At 49.0% G+C, this 21,516-nt stretch carries 24 protein-coding genes; 13 read left to right on the top strand and 11 right to left on the bottom strand.

Annotated elements, in window-relative coordinates; translation table 11 throughout:
- Window positions 1–33 precede the first annotated feature (33 nt).
- Together PHH59_RS06405 and gshB are read right to left on the bottom strand one after the other, a co-directional pair.
- Window positions 34–906, bottom strand: coding sequence for an energy transducer TonB (locus tag PHH59_RS06405; protein ID WP_300012950.1), 873 nt, complete (start codon window positions 904–906; stop codon window positions 34–36).
- Window positions 903–1,853: a glutathione synthase gene (gshB, locus tag PHH59_RS06400; RefSeq protein WP_300012947.1), complete on the bottom strand. Its 951-nt coding sequence runs from the start codon at window positions 1,851–1,853 to the stop codon at window positions 903–905. The genes PHH59_RS06405 and gshB overlap by 4 nt, the downstream gene beginning before the upstream one ends.
- 120 nt (window positions 1,854–1,973) lie before the next feature.
- Here gshB and rpmB point away from each other — a divergent pair, with 120 nt between their 5' ends.
- The 4 genes from rpmB to PHH59_RS06380 all read left to right on the top strand — a co-directional run bounded on the left by rpmB (window position 1,974) and on the right by PHH59_RS06380 (window position 5,188).
- On the top strand, window positions 1,974–2,210 hold the full coding sequence (gene rpmB / locus PHH59_RS06395; protein ID WP_300012944.1) for a 50S ribosomal protein L28: 237 nt from the start codon (window positions 1,974–1,976) through the stop codon (window positions 2,208–2,210).
- An 11-nt stretch (window positions 2,211–2,221) separates the two neighbouring features.
- Complete coding sequence (gene rpmG, locus PHH59_RS06390; RefSeq protein ID WP_019866713.1) at window positions 2,222–2,377, top strand: 50S ribosomal protein L33; 156 nt, start codon at window positions 2,222–2,224, stop codon at window positions 2,375–2,377.
- 421 nt (window positions 2,378–2,798) lie between these two features.
- Entirely contained in the window at window positions 2,799–4,250 is a 1,452-nt protein-coding gene (locus PHH59_RS06385; RefSeq protein WP_300012933.1) for a circularly permuted type 2 ATP-grasp protein, read from the top strand.
- Window positions 4,250–5,188: an alpha-E domain-containing protein gene (locus tag PHH59_RS06380; protein WP_300012930.1), complete on the top strand. Its 939-nt coding sequence runs from the start codon at window positions 4,250–4,252 to the stop codon at window positions 5,186–5,188. Before PHH59_RS06385 ends, PHH59_RS06380 begins: the two co-directional genes overlap by 1 nt.
- Before the next feature lie 105 nt (window positions 5,189–5,293).
- On the opposite strand, the gene PHH59_RS06375 is transcribed toward PHH59_RS06380, so the two are convergent.
- Together PHH59_RS06375 and PHH59_RS06370 are read right to left on the bottom strand one after the other, a co-directional pair.
- Entirely contained in the window at window positions 5,294–5,593 is a 300-nt protein-coding gene (locus PHH59_RS06375; protein WP_300012927.1) for a type II toxin-antitoxin system Phd/YefM family antitoxin, read from the bottom strand.
- A gap of 65 nt (window positions 5,594–5,658) precedes the next feature.
- The gene (locus PHH59_RS06370) at window positions 5,659–7,128 is read right to left on the bottom strand and encodes a sigma 54-interacting transcriptional regulator (RefSeq protein WP_300012924.1); all 1,470 of its coding nucleotides are present in this window, start codon (window positions 7,126–7,128) and stop codon (window positions 5,659–5,661) included.
- A 202-nt stretch (window positions 7,129–7,330) separates the two neighbouring features.
- Here PHH59_RS06370 and PHH59_RS06365 point away from each other — a divergent pair, with 202 nt between their 5' ends.
- From PHH59_RS06365 to PHH59_RS06355, 3 genes are all read left to right on the top strand, one after another.
- The gene (locus PHH59_RS06365) at window positions 7,331–8,020 is read left to right on the top strand and encodes a hypothetical protein (protein ID WP_300012921.1); all 690 of its coding nucleotides are present in this window, start codon (window positions 7,331–7,333) and stop codon (window positions 8,018–8,020) included.
- A 1-nt stretch (window position 8,021) separates the two neighbouring features.
- Window positions 8,022–9,338, top strand: a complete 1,317-nt coding sequence (locus PHH59_RS06360) for a hypothetical protein (RefSeq protein ID WP_300012918.1) — start codon at window positions 8,022–8,024, stop codon at window positions 9,336–9,338.
- Between the two features lie 276 nt (window positions 9,339–9,614).
- The gene (locus tag PHH59_RS06355; RefSeq protein WP_300012916.1) at window positions 9,615–9,992 is read left to right on the top strand and encodes a hypothetical protein; all 378 of its coding nucleotides are present in this window, start codon (window positions 9,615–9,617) and stop codon (window positions 9,990–9,992) included.
- A gap of 129 nt (window positions 9,993–10,121) precedes the next feature.
- On the opposite strand, the gene PHH59_RS06350 is transcribed toward PHH59_RS06355, so the two are convergent.
- Window positions 10,122–11,381 (bottom strand): cytochrome c peroxidase, encoded by a 1,260-nt coding sequence (locus tag PHH59_RS06350; protein WP_300012913.1) that lies wholly within the window; start codon window positions 11,379–11,381, stop codon window positions 10,122–10,124.
- Window positions 11,382–11,615: 234 nt separating this feature from the next.
- Here PHH59_RS06350 and PHH59_RS06345 point away from each other — a divergent pair, with 234 nt between their 5' ends.
- Entirely contained in the window at window positions 11,616–11,930 is a 315-nt protein-coding gene (locus tag PHH59_RS06345; protein ID WP_300012910.1) for a pyrimidine/purine nucleoside phosphorylase, read from the top strand.
- A gap of 3 nt (window positions 11,931–11,933) precedes the next feature.
- Entirely contained in the window at window positions 11,934–12,407 is a 474-nt protein-coding gene (locus PHH59_RS06340) for an NYN domain-containing protein (RefSeq protein WP_300012907.1), read from the top strand.
- 12 nt (window positions 12,408–12,419) lie between these two features.
- Here the strand turns inward: PHH59_RS06340 and PHH59_RS06335 are convergent, their stop codons facing one another.
- Window positions 12,420–13,316, bottom strand: a complete 897-nt coding sequence (locus tag PHH59_RS06335; RefSeq protein WP_300012904.1) for a hypothetical protein — start codon at window positions 13,314–13,316, stop codon at window positions 12,420–12,422.
- A 756-nt stretch (window positions 13,317–14,072) separates the two neighbouring features.
- On the opposite strand from PHH59_RS06335, the gene PHH59_RS06330 reads away from it, so the two are divergent.
- Together PHH59_RS06330 and PHH59_RS06325 are read left to right on the top strand one after the other, a co-directional pair.
- On the top strand, window positions 14,073–14,642 hold the full coding sequence (locus PHH59_RS06330) for an ANTAR domain-containing protein (RefSeq protein WP_300012901.1): 570 nt from the start codon (window positions 14,073–14,075) through the stop codon (window positions 14,640–14,642).
- A gap of 35 nt (window positions 14,643–14,677) precedes the next feature.
- A complete protein-coding gene (locus PHH59_RS06325) occupies window positions 14,678–15,598 on the top strand; it encodes a GAF domain-containing protein (protein WP_300012898.1) in 921 nt (306 codons plus the stop codon).
- A 91-nt stretch (window positions 15,599–15,689) separates the two neighbouring features.
- Here the strand turns inward: PHH59_RS06325 and PHH59_RS06320 are convergent, their stop codons facing one another.
- The 5 genes from PHH59_RS06320 to PHH59_RS06300 form a co-directional block, all read right to left on the bottom strand.
- Entirely contained in the window at window positions 15,690–16,202 is a 513-nt protein-coding gene (locus PHH59_RS06320) for a hypothetical protein (protein WP_300012896.1), read from the bottom strand.
- A gap of 180 nt (window positions 16,203–16,382) precedes the next feature.
- Window positions 16,383–17,000, bottom strand: coding sequence for an RdgB/HAM1 family non-canonical purine NTP pyrophosphatase (rdgB, locus tag PHH59_RS06315; protein ID WP_300012893.1), 618 nt, complete (start codon window positions 16,998–17,000; stop codon window positions 16,383–16,385).
- Window positions 17,000–17,722: a ribonuclease PH gene (gene rph / locus PHH59_RS06310; protein WP_300012890.1), complete on the bottom strand. Its 723-nt coding sequence runs from the start codon at window positions 17,720–17,722 to the stop codon at window positions 17,000–17,002. Before rph ends, rdgB begins: the two co-directional genes overlap by 1 nt.
- Before the next feature lie 272 nt (window positions 17,723–17,994).
- Window positions 17,995–18,876, bottom strand: a complete 882-nt coding sequence (gene draG, locus PHH59_RS06305; RefSeq protein WP_300012887.1) for an ADP-ribosyl-[dinitrogen reductase] hydrolase — start codon at window positions 18,874–18,876, stop codon at window positions 17,995–17,997.
- Window positions 18,877–18,887: 11 nt separating this feature from the next.
- Window positions 18,888–19,694 (bottom strand): NAD(+)--dinitrogen-reductase ADP-D-ribosyltransferase, encoded by an 807-nt coding sequence (locus PHH59_RS06300; protein ID WP_300012884.1) that lies wholly within the window; start codon window positions 19,692–19,694, stop codon window positions 18,888–18,890.
- Window positions 19,695–19,889: 195 nt separating this feature from the next.
- Here PHH59_RS06300 and PHH59_RS06295 point away from each other — a divergent pair, with 195 nt between their 5' ends.
- Entirely contained in the window at window positions 19,890–20,753 is an 864-nt protein-coding gene (locus tag PHH59_RS06295; RefSeq protein ID WP_300012881.1) for a YicC/YloC family endoribonuclease, read from the top strand.
- Window positions 20,754–20,929: 176 nt separating this feature from the next.
- The gene (locus tag PHH59_RS06290; RefSeq protein WP_300012878.1) at window positions 20,930–21,340 is read left to right on the top strand and encodes an integrase arm-type DNA-binding domain-containing protein; all 411 of its coding nucleotides are present in this window, start codon (window positions 20,930–20,932) and stop codon (window positions 21,338–21,340) included.
- Window positions 21,341–21,516: the final 176 nt, after the last annotated feature.

The raw sequence follows: 21,516 nt of genomic DNA, 5'->3' as shown, positions 1-21,516 counted from the left end.
TTAAATCACAAATAGAGGTTGCGTTGGCTGTCGTTAATGGGTGCTCATACCGGATTCATCAGAGAATTTCCATACGCGGGTAATGATTAAGACATTAACTTCTTTCAGTAATTCGCTTGAAAACGGGGCAAAAGGAGCGCTCATTTTGACAATATTTTTTGCGGCTTCATCCAATGCGGGATTACCCGAAGACCGGCTGATATAGATATGGTCAATACCGCCATCACTGCGGATGCCCACTTCCATCGTCAAGCGTCCAGAAAAGTTTTTTTGGGCGGCCACTTCGGGGTAATTCATATTGCCGACGCGCTCCACTTTCGCTTCCCAATCTTTTTGGTATTGCGCCGCGATAAATTGATGCGCACTGACCTGGCTTACGGATTTAATTTTACTATCGTCCGAGCTTTGCTGGCTCAACCTTATTTCTGTGCCTAGCTGCGCCAATTGGTTAAGCAAGGTTTCTTCCGTCAAATGGGGGCGTTCTGTGTTATCACCCTCTTCGGGATTGATGTCCGTATCAACTTTTTGCGGGGCGGCTTTTTGGGTCAGGATTTTTTCCACAGACTTGGGTTTATTTTGTATTTCCGCCGGTTTTTTTATGATTTTACGTTCGCTGTTGCCCAGGCTAGGCAATTGTTGTTTAGGGAGTACGGTTTGTTTCACCGCGTCGCCGGCACCAACTTGATGTTCGGGTGCTAAAAATCTAGCGGCTTTAGGTGCTTTTTTCGCTGGTGTGTTGACCAGCGTAATATCAATGGAGCGATTAAACTTTTCCGGTTTAGGGCTGGTGAAATTAACCCCCAAAACCACAATCACATGGATGATTGCCGCAATAAACAAGGCGATGATTATCGCATCGTTATTGCTTATCACCGGCGAGGATCTGAAAGCCGCCTTTTTTGTCATGCTTGAATCTTGGTTTCAATATGATCCATTAACAGCCCGGAAATATTGAGGTTAAACTGGCTGTCAAGTTCCTGTACGCAAGTCGGGCTGGTGACATTGATTTCGGTCAGCGAGCCGCCGATCACATCCAGACCGACAAAAACCAGCCCTTTTTCGCGTAGCGTGGGACCGACTTGTTTCGCAATCCACTGGTCGCGTTCAGTCAATGGACGCCCCTCGCCATGACCACCAGCCGCGAGGTTGCCACGGGTTTCGCCCTGCGCCGGAATCCTTGCCAAGCAGTACGGGACCGCCTCCCCGTTGACCATTAAAATACGTTTATCGCCATTTTTGATTTCTGGCAAATATTTTTGTGCCATAACATGACGGCTACGGTATTGCGTCATGATTTCCATAATGACGCTGAGATTAGGGTCGCCTAAGCGTAAATGGAAAATCGACGTGCCGCCCATGCCATCCAGAGGTTTTAAGATGATTTCCTGATGCTCTTGTAAAAAATCCCGGATTCTGGCGGGTTCACGGGTGACCAGCGTATCGGCGCAACAATCGGCAAACCAAGCGGTGTATAATTTTTCATTGGCATCCCGCAAGGATTGCGGTTTATTGACGACATAAACACCCAAGTTTTCAGCGCGTTCCAATAGATAGGTCGCATAGATATACTCCTGATCGAAAGGAGGATCTTTGCGCATCATGATGACATCCAATTCATCCAGCGGGATGTCCTGTTCCGCACTAAAGCTAAACCAATTACCCGGATTGCGTTGTACGTTTAGGGTGCGGGTCCTGGCGTAGCTTCTGCCGTTACGCATGTACAGGTCGTTGAGTTCCATATAATGCAGTTCCCAATCCCTGGCTTGCGCTTCCAACAGCATGGCAAAACTGGTGTCTTTTTTGATGTTGATATGGCTGATGGGATCCATCACCATACCCAGTTTTATAGGCATTATTGTTTCCTTATTAAGGGGTATCAGGTTTATTTTATAGATTGCAGTTTACCTTGCAAAGAAATTTTGGTATAAAGCTCGGCTATTTAGCATTGTTAAGGTTCATCGAAAGAGGTAAATATGACCAGAATTTGTCAAGTCACAGGAAAAAGGCCGATAGTCGGCAATAACGTATCACACGCAAACAACAAAACCAAAAGACGTTTTTTACCTAATCTGCAACACCACAGATTTTGGGTGGAAAGCGAAAACCGCTGGGTTCGCCTCCGTATTTCCACCAAAGGGATGCGGATCATCGACAAAAAAGGCATAGACGCTGTATTGGCGGACTTGCGTAAAAACGGCATCAAAGCTTAAGAGGATAAACCATGCGCGATAAAATTAAATTAATTTCTACCGAAGGCACGGGTCATTTTTATACCACCACTAAAAATAAAAAAACCATGCCTGAGAAAATGGAGATCAAAAAATTTGATCCTGTTGTCCGTAAACACGTCATGTACAAAGAAGCGAAAATTAAATAAACGCTTTTATTCTTGCCCGTTACTTGAGCTAACCATAGCGCATTGCGGTGGTTAGTCAGGTGACGCAACATCACCACAATAGCATTTGTTCTTCAAAACATAGGCTACCCGCCACCGATTGACAATCCCCTGTCGCCCGTCTTGCACCGATTTAAATCGCCCAGCATTAATTTGGTGCGTAGCTATAGGCTGCCGATTTGATAAAACGCATTTCCTTTCTTGTTGCACTGTTGTCCGCACAGTTATTTAATCCCGCACCCGCCAATTTTAAATGGATATGAGTTAGACATTAGCGGTATTATCTTGCTTAAACACATTGATCTGCCGGTAAATGGCAACTTATGCCAGTGAAATGGTGGCATACTTCATGCTTCATGCTTTAATTAATGATAATGAAAAATTAATAACTATTAAAAAAGCTATGAAATCAATCTGGGAAAACTACACAACCGAGAATGCTTACGACGAACTCATGTATTGCGAATTCCAGCCGCGTCCGGTCAGCCACAGTTTGTGCCAATACCTGAATTCGCTGAAAAAAACCGATATCGACAAGCGCAAGATAGCGGCGGAACTGGCGATCATGGAAATGGGCATCACTTTCACCGTTTACAGTGACGAAGGCAATATCGACCGCGCCTGGCCTTTCGACATTATCCCGCGCATCATGGATGCCCGGGAATGGCGGATCATTGAAAAAGGTTTAAAACAGCGGCTAGCCGCACTAAACCATTTCATCAGCGATGTCTACGGCGAACAGGCCTTTATCAAAGAAGGCAAAATTCCCGGCGAAACCATCAACAGCTCAAAAAACTTCCGCAAGGAATGCGTGGGGATGAAACCCCGCCACAACGTCTGGGCAAATATCTGCGGCACTGATTTGGTGCGTGACAAAGACGGCATTATGTACGTGCTCGAAGACAATCTCCGCGTCCCGTCCGGCGTTTCCTACATGCTGGAAAACCGCGTCATCACCAAACGGGTGTTCCCTGAATTGCTGCAAGGCATAGATATTCTGCCGATAGACGATTACCCGGCCCAATTGCAAGACATGTTGTCGTCGATTGCGCCGGTCAACACCCACAAACCACTGATTGTTGTGCTGACACCCGGCATTTACAACTCGGCTTACTTTGAACACGCTTATCTGGCGCAACAAATGGGTGCGCAATTGGTGGAAGGCAGCGATCTGGTGGTCAAGGAAGATAACTGCGTTTACATGCGCACCATTGAAGGACTGGAGAAAGTCGACGTGATTTATCGGCGTATTGACGATGATTTCCTCGACCCGGAAGTTTTCCGCAAAGATTCGACATTAGGCGTACATGGTTTGATGCGGGCGTGGAAGGCGGGCAATGTGGCCCTGGCGAATGCGCCTGGGGCAGGGGTTGCCGATGACAAGGTGGTCTATGCTTATGTCCCCGAAATGATACGTTATTATTTGAACGAAGAGCCGATCTTGCCGAATGTGCCGACGTATTTATGCAGCAACAAGGAACACTTGGATTATGTGCTGGAGCATCTCGCCGAGCTGGTGGTAAAACCGGCCAATGAATCCGGTGGTTACGGCATGTTGGTAGGCCCGCATTCCACCGCGAAAGAAGTCAATGCGTTCCGCAAAATCATCCAGGCCGACCCGCGCAACTACATAGGCCAACCGACTTTAGCCATATCGACCGCACCGACTTTGTGCAAAGGTAAATTGGAACCGCGCCATATCGATTTGCGCCCGTTTATCCTGCAAGGCGAAAACACCTTCGTGACCGCCGGTGGCTTGACGCGGGTGGCCTTGCGCAAAGGCTCGCTGGTGGTGAATTCTTCGCAAGGCGGCGGCAGTAAAGACACTTGGATCATCAATATGGAGGGACACTAATGTTATCTCGTTCAGCAGAACGCCTGTATTGGCTGGCGCGTTATATGGAACGCACGGAAAACATGGCCAAACTGGTCAGTGTTTACATGAACTTATTAATGGATTTGCCCAGGGGCGTGGAAATGGGCTGGCAGCAACTGTTGCGCATCAACGGTTCGGAAGCGGAATTCTACGAAAAATACAAAGTCGCCAATGAACGCAACGTCACCCGTTTTATGCTCACCGACGCCAGCTATTCGAGTTCGTTGTTTTCATCGCTGACCTCGGCCAGGGAAAATATCCGCACGACCCGCGAATTATTGCCCGACGAAGCCTGGGAACAGGTCAATGAAATGTACCTGTTCACCAAAAATGACCCGGAAGCCGTCTCCAACCGCCGTAGCCGTGTCTTGTTCCTGAAAAAAATCATCGAGGGTTGCCAACGGTTTAGCGGCCTGTTGTCCGGCTACATGAGCCATAATCATCCCTACCGTTTTATCCGTTTGGGCAGGAATCTGGAACGCGCCGATATGACCAGCCGTATCCTCGATCTGGCTTCTTTGTTGCTTGCCGAGTCACGCAGTGATGAGTTGCGCCAATATGAAACGATTTTATGGATAAATATCCTCACCGCGTTAAATGCCTTGTTGATGTACCGCCAGCATATGCGTAGCCGCGTCAAAGGCGATGATGTACTGAGTTATTTGTTGCTGGATAAAAATCTGCCACGCTCCGTCGCCCGTTGCCTGTTGGAAGTTTCAGATTGCATCAACGAATTGCCGAACAATGACGCGTTGCCGGATCGGGTGGTCGAGTTGGAAGATTATGTCCAAGACATTGATACCCACCAAGCCACACAATTGCAGTTACGCGCTATTTTGGACGACCTGCAAAACAAACTCGGTGGCTTGCACGGACATATTGCCGATAACTGGTTTTCCAGGATAGCGGCTGAGTAAAATCGATGTGTTAAAGCCGCAAACCTGTATTTCCAGGCCATCCCATTCGGCAATTTAGCCGCCCCGCCAGCCACTGCCATTAAGTTAAGAGTTTATCGCTATATTTCAATAATATAGCGATAGGATGCGCCGACGACAGGAGGCACATCCATCGCGTAAAAACTCGACAAAGGAAACCGCGATGGATTCTTCATGCCGCCGCTGTTTGACGATTTCCAACAAAGCCATGTCGTCAATCAATTCCATCATGGCTTCATAAGCCGCTGCTGGCACACAATAAAAAGCGGGGGGGTTGCGGTTTAAGATGGCAACGGGCATACCCTCGCCACTGGCAAGCACTTTCATGGGATGGGCTTTTAATTCGGAAATGCTGGCGACAATTTCTGTTAATACGGGATAGGTCATTATTCACCAAGAATTTAAAAGACCTGGTTATAAGTCTTTTAACCGGTTTTAAAAATCCTCAACTCCTACTCATCCCAATCCATATATTTCTTAACTGTCCGCCTATCCACCCCCGCCACCCTAGCCACCGCCTCAAACCCGCCTAATTCCCCATACAAAAACCGGCAATAGTTTTGCATGAGCTGTTGTGCGGAAAGGTAGCCGCCCTCTCCCGTGCGGTATACCGCAACATCATCTTGAGCCACCGTCGCCAACGGTTTGGCCTGATAACTTCCGGTCAGGCAGATGCGGCGGATACATTGCTCCAGTTCGCGCACATTGCCGGGCCAGTGGTAGTCGGACGGTACGGTGGTGCGGATTTTGCCTTCGATGCGGCTTAGTAAATCTTGGTCGGGTGTTGGGATGACGCGGTTAAGCAGGCGGGCGATCAGGCTATGCAATTCGTTAGGGTTTTCGCGGATACGCTGGCGTAGGCTGGGCAGGGTGATGACATCGGAGCACAGGCGGTAATACAAATCGGCGCGGAACAAGCCTTGTTCGAGCAATTGCGCAATCGGGCGGTTGGTGGCGCTGATGACGCGGCCTTCGAAGCGGTGTTTTTCGTGGCTGCCTACGGGGCTGTAGACGCGGTCTTGGATGACGTTGAGCAATTTCACTTGGACAGGTATATCTACATCGCCGATTTCATCAATAAACACCGAGCCGTGGCGGCTACATTTGGCGAACAAGCCCGGATGGTTGTCGATGGCGCCGGTGAACGCGCCTTTTTTATGCCCGAACAATTCCGATTCCAGCAAGCTGGTGGAATATTCAGACAGGTTAATCGCCCGAAACGAGGCGGTGAAACTTTCGACAAATCGCCGAGTTGCCAGATCAAACGGGATGTAGCCGGAACAGCCCACGGCTTTCGCCACCCAGCTTTTGCCCGTTCCCGTTTCGCCCAACAGCAACAAGGAAAAGTCTTCCATGCGCTCAAACAAGTGGTTGAGATACCACGCCGGATTAAAGGTGAAAATATTGTTCCACAACCGCATCCGCAGTTCGTAAATCGCCGGGCAATCGCCGGAAACGGCTTCGTCAATAAATGAAAACGCCCGTTGCACTTGGAACAACAGCGCAATGTAGTGCGCGGTTTCTGGCGGCGTGAAGCCGGCTTGTCCAAACTGGCTGATGAGGGCGCGGGCAAATGGCAATTCCACGGTTTTATCGCCCGCTTGTTGCTGGGCTTTGATATGGTCGTTCAATGGTTGGCGATAGCTGTGGAACACATAAAACAGCCACGCCAAGCGCATATTTTCTTGGGTTTTGCCTGGGTAATCGCCGATGTTGAAACTGCGTTGCCGTTGCAATTCTTGGAATTGCGCTTCCAATTTGGCTTCGATTAAGGTCAATCGGTCAGCAAAATTCATGGCTTCCGGGGTTAAATCCAGCACCTGCCAGTCGGCTTGTTCGCGCTCGATGCTGAATGGGTTCATAAAGGCCAGATCGGCAATTTGGGCGAAAAAACGGTTTTGTTCAGCAGTGAGTTTGTACATATTTTGGTGGTATGGGCTAGCTGATGATTGTAGGGTACACCCTACCTAATATACATTTTTTGTTTTTATGTGTCGGCAAAATTTGTACAATTTTTATAGGTATTACAAAAAATAACAGCTAACTATTTATTTTTAAAGCACTTATAAACTGGCCTCTGTTTTGCAATTGTCATTAAGACTTTAACCGGAACAGGAGCAAGACATGTACAGCTTAAAACGCTTATTTATCACCGTAAAAACCCAGATTGACGGCATGGTTGACGATTTTGAAAATCACGAGGCCGTCGCGGGTGTGGCGATTAAGGATTTGGAAGACTGGCGTAGCCAAACCCGCATCCATCAACACCGTTTGCAAAAAATGATCGCGCAATTTGAAAGCCAACTGGCAGAATTGGCGACCGAGGCGGCGATGTGGTCGGTACGCGCCGTGAAAGCGCGGGAAACCGACGAACAAAAAGCCCTGGAATGCGTCAGGCGTATGGTGCGGGCAGAGCAGCAAAGCAAGTTGGTTGCCACGCAATTGCAAGCCACGCAACAACAACATGCGCAATTGGCAACCGATTTAGCCAGCATCCAAAACCAGTTGCACACCTTAAGCACCCAAAAAGCCGTGTTCGCGGCGCGGCAAAACCGCATTCAGTTACAGTCCGGCTTAAAAAGCGGGCGCGACAATCCGGTCGAACAAGCGCAGAAAATCTTCAACCGCTGGGAAGAAGCCATCACTGGCGCGGAATTGACCAGCCCCGAACCCATCAACACCGACCCGTTTGCCGATAGTTTCGCCCAAGAAGAAGATGCTTTGGCGTTGAAAATACTGTTGGATGAATTGACGGCTAAGGCCAGTCCGGCAAAAAACGTCGCCGTTAAAACTGATCCAGAACAGGGGAATTGATATGTCCGCTTATAAATTTGACAGCCAGCCAACCGCTTGGCAACCCGACGCTCCAAAAGACGCGTCCCCATCCACTGCCCGGCAAATCATCCGCTATCTGCGTTGGGCGGGCACGGTGTTAATCGTCATCTCCGCCATTGGCTTTATGCTGCAAGGCCATGCCGATTTGTTGCCCGCCTACCGTTATTGGCTGGGCTTGGCGTTTACCTTGCTGCTGTGTTTGGGCGGCCTGATTTGCGCTTACGGGCTTAAAGAAACCACCGGGGCGCGACTCTTTTTTGCTTTGGGCGTGGCGTTTTTGCCCGTGCAAGCCTCGCAAGTCAGCGCGATGATTTACAACTTTAGCCAAGGCGATTTGGCCTTGCAACTGCCTTACCGTTGGCTGCAATTTAGCCAGGTCAAGCCGTCGTTAATCGCCGTCGATTTTGCCATCACCGCCGTGTTGTTGGTGTTGGTCAGTTACACGGGCTTTGCCATGTTGGCACGGCGGCAGGTAAAAACCCTGATGGCGGCCATGTTGCTGGGCAATGGTTTATTGTTGCTGCCCGTCCGTGATGGTTTTTGGATTCCGTTGCTTATCGCCTGCTTGTTTTTTGTGTTACGGGCAAGCGAACAACGGTTGCGGCAAGACAGTGCCATGCACTTGTTTGAAGGCCTTGCGGCACGGGTGTTAATCAGCTTGCCGTTGTTGATCTTGCTGGGACGAAGCGTGTTGCATCCGGTATCAATCACTTTGGTTGTGGCCTTGACCAGCATGATTGCCGTGATCGGTGTCATCGACATCAAACGCTACACCCATTCGGCTTTAGCCATTTACCTTGGGCAATCCCTAGGCTCAATCGCCGCCTTGGTCGCTTGGCTGATCGTTGCCGATAGCGTAAGCGGGGTTGGGCGCTGGCATTATGGCTTGTTGTTGCCGCTCAGCCTGTTGTTGTTCATTTTGTCTGCATACATTGATTATTACGCCACCAATTACCGTTTCCTCGGCTCGATATTGGCACTAGGCTTGGTGGCTGGGGCACTGCTGGACGGACAATCCTTCGCGCCATTATTGGCTTTGGCGACCGGCATTGCCTTAAGCTTGGCGGGATTACGATGCCGTGAGAGAACACCTTTCTTCGCCGGGCATTTGTGTTTTTTAAGCGGCATCTTGTTTTATTGCCGCTACGCGATTGATGCTTACAACCACGCGCCTTGGTTAAGTTCCATTGGCTTAGGGTTGGTCGTATTGCTGGCGGCTTCTTATTTGGAAAAACGGCAGCAAGTGATACTCAGCAAAGTGGATGCTTATTTGAATGAGTTGAGAAGTTGGGGGTAAATGGGAATACAGTCGGGTTACGCTAGTACTTCGTCATTCTTGAAATGTCGAGCAAGGTCTTACAGACCTCACCCGTCAAAACAATGCTGACTGGGTACTAGGGCCTTTATGCCCTTAGGAACGGGCATGAGATAATTTCCGCACCGGCTATAGTCAGACCTGTCAGGTTTTGAAAACCTGACAGGTCTTGATTCGCGAATTTATTCCATGCACATTCCTTAGCATGACTCCGACCTGCTTCACATTAGGTTAGGTCACACCACAAGAGTACAATTTATGAACGATGACGATTGGACACCAGAAGAAATTGCGTTTGCAGCGGCAAGGCAAGCAGAAATAACCGCAACAACCCAATATGACGAAGCACTTCTTGGGCTGAAAAAAAGTAAAAAACCCCCGTTTGTCTATATTTTCATTCGGTTTTTGATTGGTCTCATCCCTCCGTTTGCCATACTTTCTTCTTGGCATATCTCTTCTGGATTTGAAGTCATAGCGGAGTACATTCAGCTATTTGGGCTACTGTTGTTATCATCTTGTTTTTATTTTTGTTACCTATTCCTTTGGGTGTGCAAGGTGAATTTAATACCCTCACTTTTTTACTCAGCCTGCATTGTCGGCGGTGTTATTTTGCTTTTTGTAATGACACAGTCATAAAGGGATAAATTAAAACAGGAGCGCAAACTTAGGTTTGGACTCTTTGGGTGGTTTGAAAACTAACGTCCAATTGATAACAAACGAGCAAGTTCAACACACTCAACGATGAATACACCGCTGAAACGGGACTCAATAACCCGCACCCGCATACGGCGATGGTGTCCCCGACGGCACTGAAGGGTCATTGCCCCATTCGGGATAATCGTCGGTCAGCGTCTTCATAAACGCGACCACGGCTTTTTCCTGCGCGGGGGTCAGGCCTAAATCGCCCAGTTCATCATGGTTGACGTTTTTGCCCACTTCCGGCTTAGGCCAACCGGACACGCCGAAATCGGGGCTTAAATTGTCCGGTACGAAACCTAGCGTATCGCGGGTATTGTAAAAATGGGTGATTTGTTCAAGCGTTGCAAACACGCCGTTATGTCCGTAAGGCGGCGTAATGGCGATATTTCTGAGCGTCATGACTTTATGTTTGCCCCACAAAGCCTTGTCAGCATCGAGTTTTCTTAAGTCGTTGCGTTCGCCCAAACCGAGGTTCGGTTTGGGATCGCCAGGAATCTTAAGATTTCTCGGCAAACCGATATTGTCGTAAGTAAAATCACTGAACAGTGCCGGCGCTTTGCCGCCTTGTCCGTCAAGACCAGGTTGGCTGATATGGCAAACCGAACAGCCGGCTTTGCCGTTAAACAATTTCATCCCCTGAGCCTCCAATTCTGTGAATTGGGTTTTCCCCGCCGTGACATAATCGAATTTGGAATTGAATTTACTGAATACGGGCGATTTTTCAAATTCGGCAATGGCTTGCGCCATTTTCTGGTAAATGTCATCGACCACTTGCGGTGTCGGCTGCTGGAATTGCGCGTCTTTAATATGCGGCACGGCATCCAAATCCAGTTGATAGAGCCGGTAAAACGCTTTGACGTAAGCGACGTTTTCTTTCAAACGACTGACCACCGCCCATTGGCTGGGCATTGCCATTTCCACCGGATTTAACAAAGGTTTTTCCGCTTGTTCGGCTAAATCTCTAGCGCGTCCATTCCAAAATTGTCCCCCCACATAAAGGCCTTCTTTATCGTCCCAGTGGAACGCCGGACTAAACGAAGCATAAGCGGCACTGGGCGCGTTCAGCGTACCAGTGGCAAATTCAATCGAACCCAAGGAAACAGGCGTACCATGTTTGACGTTGATAGGATCGACAAAAGCCGGGGCTTTTCCGTTGATGATTTTTAAACTGTGGCAAGTGGCACAAGATTGGTTGCGGTTTGCGGACAAATCCTTGTCATTGTACAAACGTTTGCCCAAGGCTTGCCCGTCGGTAAGTTCCGGTTGGGCATGGACGGTAAAACTAAGGCATAACAACGTGGCTGGAAGTATTGGCTTAAGGTGCATGGCGGTGATTCCTATAAAATTATTGTAATATAAACAAATAGATATTACATAAATAAGAATTATTGTTATTTAAAAACCAAAAACTGTCAACCAAAACCTGGTTTTTTTGTACAGGCTTCCCAAAATTAGCCGATTAATCTGCTATGATTCGGCGGCTTTTTACCCAAGCTTTTTACCCACAACTTTATTTATCAAGAACTTTATTTATCAAGAACAATAATCAGGAAAAACGTCATGTCAGAATTCGCCAACGTCACCGTCGTCAAAAAAGCCAATGTTTATTTTGGTGGCCATGTCAGCAGCCGCACCATCCGTTTTGCCGATGGCTCCAGCAAAACTTTGGGCTTTATGTTGCCTGGCGAATACACGTTCAATACCGGAGCCGCCGAAATTATGGAAATCCTTGATGGCGGGCTGGAAGTGTTATTGCCGGACACAGAGCAATGGCAAGCGATCAAAGGCGGTGAATCTTTCGATGTGCCAGCCAACGCCAAATTTACCGTCAAAGTCACCGCAGCCACCGATTATTGCTGTTCTTTTCTTAGTTAAGCAATGGAAAAAGTCGCCATTTTTGTTGATGTGCAGAACATTTACTACACCACGCGGCAATGTTTTCAACGGCATTTCAATTACCATGCTTTTTGGGCGCAAGCGTCGGCAAACCGGACGGTGGTTGCCGCGTTTGCCTATGCCATCGACAAAGGCGACAGCAAACAACAAGGGTTTCAGAAGATTTTGAAGACGATTGGCTTTGACGTGAAACTGAAACCTTTTATCCAGCGCAGCGATGGCTCGGCAAAAGGTGATTGGGATGTGGGCATAACTCTGGATGTGATTGATTATGCACCACAAGTTGATGTGATTATTTTGGTCTCAGGAGACGGTGATTTTGACCTGTTGCTCAATAAAGCCCGAACCGTACATGGCACCACCACCGAAGTTTACGGTGTGAAGGCACTGACTGCACCGTCACTGATACAGGCCAGCAACCGCTTTATCGCGATTGATGGCCCGCTGCTGCTCTAACAATAACAAACGCTATTTTTTATTAAACAGGCCCTTTAATTCGGTCAAGACACGATCCATCAGCCAAACCGCAACAGGCTTGGCTTGCTCGGACAGCATCTTAAGCCCAATCAACAACCTATCCACGATAGAAGGTTCCGTGCTATCGCGCCGCTGCAAATAGCGTGCGCCAATGCCATCTATAAACACGGGCTTGAACAGCCACATTTCCAGAATTGACGTGACCCACATAAACATAAACGAAACCGCCATGCCCATACCGGCAAAAATGACCAGCCACGCAAACATCGGATGGATTTTAGTCAGCCACCACGACAAAATGTCAGCGAGCAAAAAGGCGTAAGGCATACCGATGGCGATACATTTGTACTGTACCGTGGTGGTTTCGGCAAAACTGAAAATCAGCCCGACGAACATGAAAATAAAGCTGATACCAAACAAATGGATGTGGGAAACACGGGTCAATGACGCAAAAGTCGCCCCGCTATCTTCCGTAGTCAATGCTTTTAACTGCTCAAACTTTTTAAAATTCGGTATCCCTGATGCGGTTTCGTTGTGGCACATCACGCAACGCTCTTCAATGATTTTTTCGATGCCGTCTTTTTTGTAATCTTCTTCATCGGCACCATTTCTGACCCATTCGATCATGTTAAAACGCTCTTGTGCCGAGGCGTTTGCTTTCATCCCGCCGTTTAGTTGATGCTCTAAAACCGTACCGGAACGGTTGCCGTAATAGCTGTAAACAATATCATCTATCGACAAGCCGAATTTCCCATCCGCCATACCGTGGGTGAACAATATCTGCATCAAAGCAAACAAATACCCCATGCCAACGGTACAAAGATAACCAGTGAACAACACTTTGATCGGTGTGTCGTGGTCTTTCAGGGGTGTATATTTTGTGGTCATAATGCTACCTGCACTGTAGTTAAAAATTGAATTGAAATTGCCTTAAAAATATCACAATCCCATCAGTTCTTGCACCGTGTGCTAACAATACTAAAGCAAGGAGTGATGGGATGGTAATATCCATTCAATACGTTATGTGTGTTTCATCAGTGCTTTCCCAAAAAGTTTGGGCAGGAAATTCTATGCCCAATGCAAGCACTGATGAAACAATTAATATAAGGATACCCGATTGCATTATTATTGCTACGGTTTATTATCATCTCCCCATTAACAACATTGTTGCCAATTTGTTGCTAAAGTGCTTGTCATTTAAATTCAAGCAGTATTTATACCTCACAGATAAATACACTAAGAAGTCTATAACTTAGGAATGGGCATGGAATAGTTTTGGCAATTACCCGCTAGACCTGTCAGGTCTTAATACCCTCTGGGGCACAAGAAACCTGACAGGTCTCAATCCACGAACTTATTCCATGCCCGTTCCTTAGCGACATACCCACCCTATTCGGTGCACTGTGACATTCAAAAGCCCCAAATAAGTGCAACCAGCTTGTTATTGTCCAAATGTAGACATAAGCCGAGCCTATTGCCCTGACAAACAAGGCCATAAACAACAATCATTTTATGGCATATAATCTGCTTATAGCTAATAGGTAAACAAGTCTAAAAATCCTGAATGCCTCACCGTTGGTGCACCAACGCTTTTATTTCAACAACCCGAAGTCCACTCAACGCTTACAGAAATACGCTTCAGTTATGTTAAATGTGTTATTGATGGACAGCGGTAACGATAACGCCTTGCTGGAGCATAGCCTTATCCAACATGGCTTCAACTGCATGAGAATTGCTTATGGCACCGTATTTTTAAACATAATCAGTGACATAAAACCTGATTTACTGATTTTTAATGTGCAAAGCCCTTCGGAAAACCTGCTTTCCGACCTGCTCAGCCTCAACCAACAGCAGCCGCTTCCTGTGCTGATGTTCGCCACCGACGGGCATATCGACACCATCAACCAAGCCATCAATGCCGAAATCAGCGCGTACATCGCCAATGGTTTCGACTGCGACCGCCTCCCCAGCGTCATCTACGCCGCTTTAGCCCGCTTCCGCCAGCATCAAGGATTAAAAACCGCTTTGGAGGACGCCCGCGCCCAATTGGAAGAGCGTAAATTGATAGACCGGGCCAAAGCCATTTTGATACAAACCCAAAACTTTACCGAAAACGAGGCTTACCACACGCTCAGAAAATTGGCGATGGACCGTAACATCACGTTGGGTGAAATGGCCAAAAACGTCATTGCGATGGCGGCGTTGCTCAAATAAACCTTAAGTGCCGAAGACCCCATGAATAAAATCCCATGAAAACGTTCATCAAAGCCACCGAAATTTGGATTCCCGACAAACAACGCACCCAACTGGAGTTTGGTTCCGGCTTATACGGCGCATTGACCGAATTTAAAGCCGCCAGCGAACAACAACATTTTGCTTACGATGAAGGTCTGCCTGGCAAAGCGTGGGCGCAAGGCCATCCGGTCATGCTGACGGAATTTGAACATTCGTATTTCAAGCGCACCGCCGCCGCCAAACAAGCGGGCTTGACCTGCGGCATCGCCATCCCTATTTTTTCCGGTGATTTTTTGCTGGCGGTGGTCATGTTCCTGTGCGGTGACGATGAAGACCATGCCGGCGCAATTGAAGTATGGAGCAACCACCATGAAGCGGACAAACTCAGTGTCATGGACGGCTATTACGGCACCTTGCAAGATTTTGAACAGCTTTCGAGGCAAACTGCAATGTCCAAAGGCGAGGGTATTCCTGGGCAAGTTTGGGCTTCGGGTATGCCCGTGCTAATCGAGGACATAGGGCAACCGGAAACGTTTGTCCGCGGTGTGGAGGCACAAAAAGCCGGCATCACCACCTGCCTAGGAATCCCGGTGGCCCATCACAAGCAGCAAACTTACATGATGACTTTTTTATCCGCCAAAGCCACGCCGTTGGCGAAGCGCATCCAAATCTGGATGCCTGACGCCCAAGGCCAACATCTGGTTTGCCAACAAGGTTACAGCAAAAAAAACAACGAACTGGCGCAAATTTTTGAAACCATCACCGTCAAAAAAGGCGAAGGTGCATTAGGACGTGTCTGGCTAACGGGTATGCCCATCATCACCGGGGATCATGATGCCGAGTACAATCCAGAACTGGATAATTTAAGCACCATGCTGGCAATTCCGGTTATCGAACAGGGGCGTTTGCAAGCGATTGTGACATTTTTGTTTTGAATTTATGGAGTGCAAACCTAGGTTTGCACTCCTGTCGGGTATTTTTAAATGCCCGGTAACTTTTGCTTTGATCCTTAAGCAGACGGCCGCGTCATTGCAACAGCCGCTTATCGCCCCTCAGCACCAACAACTTGGCGGCATCATGATTTGATCTGTTAAGTTCAGCCAATTTTTTCTCCAATTCCAATTGATATTCAAAGCTGGGCTGCTTCATCCCTGAAGCCAGTGTTGGTTTTAGCTTTTTGGCAAGCTTGTCGGAATACAACTTCAGCACCAAGTTTTTAAACCATTTAGGCCGCACCCGCACCACATAAAATGCGGTGGGGATGACGACGGGGACTAACAAATCAACCGTGAACATCATCGCCAAGACGATAGTGCATTGGGTTTGGACGCGTTTAAAATTAGCCTCGTGCAAATTAGCCTCATCACCCTCCAAGCCATGTTTCGGATGGTCTGCATACAGCCTGTCCATGGCATTCGGCAGCCAATCAGGGCGTTTTCTGATCGCATACAAACTATAAATGGAAGAAAATGGGATAGGCAAAAATTCCAAAATAAATAGGCCAAAGACGATTAAGCTATATTTTGTTCTTGTTTTCATAAAATGACTGTTTATAAAAAATTTTAGATGCCAAGGTCAAATCCCAAAACTGCTGGATTTGACCTTGCATTTTTCGGAACCGGACTTGGGTTAAGGTAAAAGCTATTTTAGCTTAGCAATCAACACACTATCATTTATTAAACAAAGAAAACCCGGAACAAACCGCCATCGACAACCAACTTATCCCGCCGCGACACCCGCCCTTGCCTCCAGCAACGCCAACAATTGCCGCAACGCCTGCCCCCTATGGCTTAACGCGTTTTTAAGCGCGGCAGGCAATAACGCGGATGAACAATGATGCCCAGGTACCCAAAAAACCGGGTCATAACCGAAGCCTTGGCTGCCCATAGGTTGATGAAGTATCCGCCCTTCCCAAACCCCTTGGGCAACCACCGGGCAAGGGTCATCGGCGTGTTCAAGCAAGGCGATGACACAGACAAAACGCGCACTGCGCTGTCCGTCAGGTACGCCATCCAAGGCTTGCAGCAATTTCTTCACATTGTCCTGGTCGCTGGCGCCATCGCCCGCATAGCGTGCCGATTTGACCCCGGGCGCACCGTTTAAGGCATCGACAAGCAACCCCGAATCATCGGCAAGCGCGGGCAGGCCAGAATAGGCCGCCGCATTACGGGCTTTCAAAATGGCGTTTTCAATAAACGTTGCACCCGTTTCTTCGCATTCAACAACATTAAACGCCGCCTGCGGCACAACCACCTGATGCACCAGAATCGCCTGGATTTCGCGGATTTTTCCGGCATTGCCGCTGGCTAAAACAATTTGCTGGCCCGAAGACAACATCAACGATAGGTCTCCAGCACCTGGCGTTGTTTTTCCATCAATTGGGCGATACCGCCGCCCGCCAACGCCAGCATGGCATCCAGCTCTTCTTTCCTGAACGCATGGCCTTCCGCCGTGCCTTGCACTTCGATGAACGCGCCCGCATCGTTCATGACCACATTCATATCGGTTTCGGCGTTGCTGTCTTCGGCATAATCCAAATCCAGCACCGGAATGCCGTTAAAAATACCGACCGAAACGGACGCGACTTGACCGTACAAGGGGCTGGACTTGATCAATTTGCGCTTCATCATGGTTTTGACTGCCAACGACAAGGCCAGAAAACCGCCGGTGATCGCCGCCGTGCGGGTTCCGCCGTCGGCTTGCAGGACATCGCAGTCTATCGTCAGCGTATGCTCACCTAGGGCCTTCAAATCCACCGCCGCCCGTAACGAACGCCCGATCAGACGCTGGATTTCCAGCGTCCGTCCGCCTTGCCGTCCATTGCTGGCCTCGCGCCCCATGCGGCTATGCGTGGAACGCGGCAACATGCCATATTCCGCCGTGATCCAGCCTTCGCCTTTGCCTTTTAAAAAACGCGGCACACTACGGTCAACGCTGGCGGTGCATAACACGCGGGTGTCGCCAAATTCAACTAACACAGAGCCTTCTGCATGTTTAGTGTAGCCGCAGGTGAATGTTATTTCTCGCAGTTGATCGGGATTGCGTCCGCTGGGTCTCATAATTTTGTTCCGCCAAAATAAAAACCGCACAGTATACCGGAATTGGCGGTAATTCTGATGTAAATGGGCGTTAATTTTAATCTGATGCCCCGATATTTTTCCCAAACGCCTGTCAATTTGAGCCGGATAGGGAAATCTTGTGGCTTGCAAAGGCAGCCATAGGCCGTGACCAGCCCGTCCTGAGTCAGCAGGGGCGGGTGTTTGGTACAGTTGCGTAGGTCGGGTTAGCTTATTGAGCGTAGCGAGATAACGTAACCCGACATAACCAAGCATTACAAACATCCCGCCAAGCCAAGCAACTTTTCCGTTTGTTCATGCACTTGCCGCACCACCTGCCCGTCCAATTTTGCCAACCAACGCACGGGGATTTGCCCAGCACCGTATTTTGCCCCCGCCAACATACCCGCCAACGCGCCTGTGGTGTCGGCATCGCCGCCCTGGTTGACGGTGGCGACCAGGCAGGCTTCAAAACTGCCGGTGCTGAAAAAATAATGCAAGACCGTCTGCACGGTATGGACAATATAAGCAGAAGCTTTGCCGGGATAGGGATGGTAGGCGAATTCGCCGTGTTGGCTAAGCAAACGGTCGGCTTCCTGTTGGCAGACAGCCATATCCAAGCCGTTGATCAACTGTCCGGCCATCCGCCCCAACGCCAAAGTCGCCGCATCGGATAAGGGGTTGTGATGGGTGATATGGCTTTGTTGCAGGCTCCATTCGACAAATAAATCCGGGCGGTTCAGCGTTGCCAGCACCACGGGCAGGTTACGCATACAGGCGCCGTTGCCCGCCTCGTCGGCACTTGAGAGTCCGTGGAGTTCACCGCTTTCCCGATAGCGGTTGATGCCGCGCCTACAGGTGTTGCCCACGTCCGGCGGCTTGCTGTCCAGCCAGACGACAAAATTATCGGCGACCGCGCGGATATTCCAGCCCTGATGGTCAATAATCGCCAGGCCCAGGGCAAGCGACATTTGTGTGTCATCGGTGACTTGCCCCGCTTCCAAACCCAACCAACCGCCGCCGATGATCTCGCTATGTAGGCCGTGGCGTCTTTGGATTTGCTTAGGCGACATAAACTCCACCGTCGCGCCCAAGGCATCACCGCAGGCAAGGCCCAAATACGCCCCGAAAGCACGATCCCATAATTGTCCGGTCATATTGCCCCCTGTCAGCGTTGCACTTTGACGCGATAATCGCCGCCGATCACCAAATATTCCGCTTCGCCGTGCAAAGCATGGTGCGGCAGCAAGTCATTAAAAAAAACCAGTTTCACCATCGGCACGTCCACTTCGAGGATGTACGCGCCAAACTCGCTGGCGATACTGCGGCGGTCGGTGAACGAAACAATGCTGTTGAAGCGGATGATACCCTGCTGATTGCCTGTATCCTGGGCTTGCCAACCCTCCAAGGTATTGACGCCACGATAAAGGGTTTTATGGGTGGCGGCGGGATATTGGTAGCGTTCGATGGCCCACTGGCAATATTCGTAAAGCAAATCCAACTGCATGTAAATACAGTTGTTGTGGTAGCGGCTGTTCATTTTTTCTTCGATATAGCCGACCCAATCCTTGCCCACAAAACTGGCGAGCTGCCGCTTATGGTAAGTCGGATACAGCCCAAAACGGCTTTCAACCCAGCCTTTGAACACCGCACCTTGGGCGTTGTTGGAATCCAGGCCCCAGTCCTGGATCAGCCTTAGATAGCTGTTGCGGTAACGCCGCCTTCCTAAACGGTCAGTCCCTAGCCGTTGCTCGGTTTCAAAACCAAACACGACGCACATATAATCTTGGAAAATCCGCCCGCAAGCCCCGTAATCCGGCTGCTTCGCCAATTGTTCAAACAAACCCGAAGCAGATTCGCGGGTGCCGGCAATTCGTAAGGGCTTGGGGTTTTCATTAAAGACATGGCTCGCAATACAGGCGGTCGCCACACCAATCAAGTTGGTGCTATGGCCGGGTTCGGAAAAAAGGGACATCGTCAATCAAAAGGACTTTAGGTAACCAATAATCCGGCAATTTTCACACTGAATCTCAAATTTAGCCAGAGCATCTGATTCCGTAGATTAAAAGCCAACAGGCTTATCTGCTAATTCCCTAGCGATCATAGTATAGTGGCAAGCTAAAAATGACTTGCGGCTCCTAGCCCCAAAAACCCAAACAACAGGTGAAAAATGATCAAAAGTATGACGGCTTATGCCAGCCAGGAAGCGGAAATAGGCAACCTGACCATCAACTGCGAATTGCGTTCGGTGAACCACCGCTATTGCGACATCAACGTAAAAATACCCGACCGCTTGCGCTATATCGAAGCCGAATTGCGTGGCCTGATTGCCGAAAACATCAGCCGTGGCAAAGTCGAATGCGCGATCAATTACAAAAAAGCCAGCGACAGCACCGGTTTTAGCGTCAACCTGCAAGCCGTATCCTCATTGCTGGCGGCCACCGAACAAATCGAACAACTGATGCCCGCCGCCTTGTCGTATTCCGCGCTCAATATTCTGGCCTTCCCTGGCATCCAGCAAGAACCCGACATCGACCGCGATGCCATGAGCGCAGGCATCAAAAAACTCCTCAAACAAACGCTGACGCAATTTCTGGAAGTCCGGCAACGCGAAGGTTCGCAACTAAAAATCCTGATCGAAGAACGCTGCACAAAAATGCAAGGCTTTGTCGGGGCTGCCAGCATCCGTATGCCGGAAGTATTGCGCCTGATCCGCTGCCGTTTGCAAGATCGCATTGTCGAACTGGTCGCACAACCCGATTTTGACCGCCTGGAACAAGAACTGGTGATGCTGGCGCAAAAGCTCGACATCACCGAAGAATTGGATCGGCTGGACACACACATCAGCGAAGTCCTGCGCGTCCTAAACCAGCCCGAACCCGTTGGTAGACGCTTGGATTTTTTGATGCAGGAACTCAACCGCGAAGCCAATACCCTAGGCTCCAAATCAGCGGACAAGGAAATGACGGCTTGTGCCATTGAGCTAAAAGTGCTGATAGAGCAAATGCGCGAGCAGATACAAAATATCGAGTGATGTACCACACCGTTTCAAGCCGTGCCATAACCCGCTTAACACATTGAAAGTAAAACATTATCCATTCCATACCGTTGCACACCGTGTCATTTATCCGCACAATAACCGTGCACCCAAACGTGTACCCATCAACCTTAACTGTCAATTTTTTGGGTACACACCACTAGGCCATAGATATGGGCAGCCTTTCAGATATTCAGATACGCACTTGGGTTAAAAACAGCGAACGCTTTGATGCTCGTAGCGATGGTGACGGCTTGTATTTACGGTTTAGGCGGGTTGATACGATTCCCGTCTGGCGGTCCAGTTATCGGTTCGCGGGCAAGCAACGCGTGATGAATATCGGCACTTACGGGCAAGTGTCGTTGGCTGCGGCAAGAAGAATAACCGATCATGAAGAACGCACGGTAAAGGCGTTGCTGGACAGGATGACCCACTTAAGCCTTACCCCTGCCATTGAAGAGCTGACCATTCAATTCCGGCGGCAACACCGCGCAAAACTACCCGATGCCATCATTTCCGCCACAGCCCAAGCCCCCGGCCTTGAGCTGTTGACGCTGGACAAAAAACTGAAGGCCAAGCTGTAAGGATTTGGCCATTAATAACTTCCCGATATTAAGACCTGACAGGTTTTTGAAACCTGTCAGGTCTAGGGTTTCAAGAATGGTTCCGGGAAGTTATTTTTAGCCAAATCCTAAGTAGGCATTGTTTACTATCAATGGCACAATAAAACGGCAAAAAACCAGAATTTTGACGATATTGG

The organism is Methylovulum sp., assembly GCF_028687615.1.
GTDB lineage: Bacteria > Pseudomonadota > Gammaproteobacteria > Methylococcales > Methylomonadaceae > Methylovulum.
The sequence above is the reverse complement of the archived record's forward strand: the minus strand, read 5'-3'. Positions and strand labels throughout refer to the sequence as shown.

Bases quoted from the DNA above. Each gene is read 5' to 3' on its own strand.
- PHH59_RS06405 (WP_300012950.1), bottom strand. From the start codon at position 906: ATGACAAAAAAGGCGGCTTTCAGATCCTCGCCGGTGATAAGCAATAAC.
- gshB (WP_300012947.1), bottom strand. From the start codon at position 1,853: ATGCCTATAAAACTGGGTATGGTGATGGATCCCATCAGCCATATCAAC.
- rpmB (WP_300012944.1), top strand. From the start codon at position 1,974: ATGACCAGAATTTGTCAAGTCACAGGAAAAAGGCCGATAGTCGGCAAT.
- rpmG (WP_019866713.1), top strand. From the start codon at position 2,222: ATGCGCGATAAAATTAAATTAATTTCTACCGAAGGCACGGGTCATTTT.
- PHH59_RS06385 (WP_300012933.1), top strand. From the start codon at position 2,799: ATGAAATCAATCTGGGAAAACTACACAACCGAGAATGCTTACGACGAA.
- PHH59_RS06380 (WP_300012930.1), top strand. From the start codon at position 4,250: ATGTTATCTCGTTCAGCAGAACGCCTGTATTGGCTGGCGCGTTATATG.
- PHH59_RS06375 (WP_300012927.1), bottom strand. From the start codon at position 5,593: ATGACCTATCCCGTATTAACAGAAATTGTCGCCAGCATTTCCGAATTA.
- PHH59_RS06370 (WP_300012924.1), bottom strand. From the start codon at position 7,128: ATGTACAAACTCACTGCTGAACAAAACCGTTTTTTCGCCCAAATTGCC.
- PHH59_RS06365 (WP_300012921.1), top strand. From the start codon at position 7,331: ATGTACAGCTTAAAACGCTTATTTATCACCGTAAAAACCCAGATTGAC.
- PHH59_RS06360 (WP_300012918.1), top strand. From the start codon at position 8,022: ATGTCCGCTTATAAATTTGACAGCCAGCCAACCGCTTGGCAACCCGAC.
- PHH59_RS06355 (WP_300012916.1), top strand. From the start codon at position 9,615: ATGAACGATGACGATTGGACACCAGAAGAAATTGCGTTTGCAGCGGCA.
- PHH59_RS06350 (WP_300012913.1), bottom strand. From the start codon at position 11,381: ATGCACCTTAAGCCAATACTTCCAGCCACGTTGTTATGCCTTAGTTTT.
- PHH59_RS06345 (WP_300012910.1), top strand. From the start codon at position 11,616: ATGTCAGAATTCGCCAACGTCACCGTCGTCAAAAAAGCCAATGTTTAT.
- PHH59_RS06340 (WP_300012907.1), top strand. From the start codon at position 11,934: ATGGAAAAAGTCGCCATTTTTGTTGATGTGCAGAACATTTACTACACC.
- PHH59_RS06335 (WP_300012904.1), bottom strand. From the start codon at position 13,316: ATGACCACAAAATATACACCCCTGAAAGACCACGACACACCGATCAAA.
- PHH59_RS06330 (WP_300012901.1), top strand. From the start codon at position 14,073: ATGTTAAATGTGTTATTGATGGACAGCGGTAACGATAACGCCTTGCTG.
- PHH59_RS06325 (WP_300012898.1), top strand. From the start codon at position 14,678: ATGAAAACGTTCATCAAAGCCACCGAAATTTGGATTCCCGACAAACAA.
- PHH59_RS06320 (WP_300012896.1), bottom strand. From the start codon at position 16,202: ATGAAAACAAGAACAAAATATAGCTTAATCGTCTTTGGCCTATTTATT.
- rdgB (WP_300012893.1), bottom strand. From the start codon at position 17,000: ATGTTGTCTTCGGGCCAGCAAATTGTTTTAGCCAGCGGCAATGCCGGA.
- rph (WP_300012890.1), bottom strand. From the start codon at position 17,722: ATGAGACCCAGCGGACGCAATCCCGATCAACTGCGAGAAATAACATTC.
- draG (WP_300012887.1), bottom strand. From the start codon at position 18,876: ATGACCGGACAATTATGGGATCGTGCTTTCGGGGCGTATTTGGGCCTT.
- PHH59_RS06300 (WP_300012884.1), bottom strand. From the start codon at position 19,694: ATGTCCCTTTTTTCCGAACCCGGCCATAGCACCAACTTGATTGGTGTG.
- PHH59_RS06295 (WP_300012881.1), top strand. From the start codon at position 19,890: ATGATCAAAAGTATGACGGCTTATGCCAGCCAGGAAGCGGAAATAGGC.
- PHH59_RS06290 (WP_300012878.1), top strand. From the start codon at position 20,930: ATGGGCAGCCTTTCAGATATTCAGATACGCACTTGGGTTAAAAACAGC.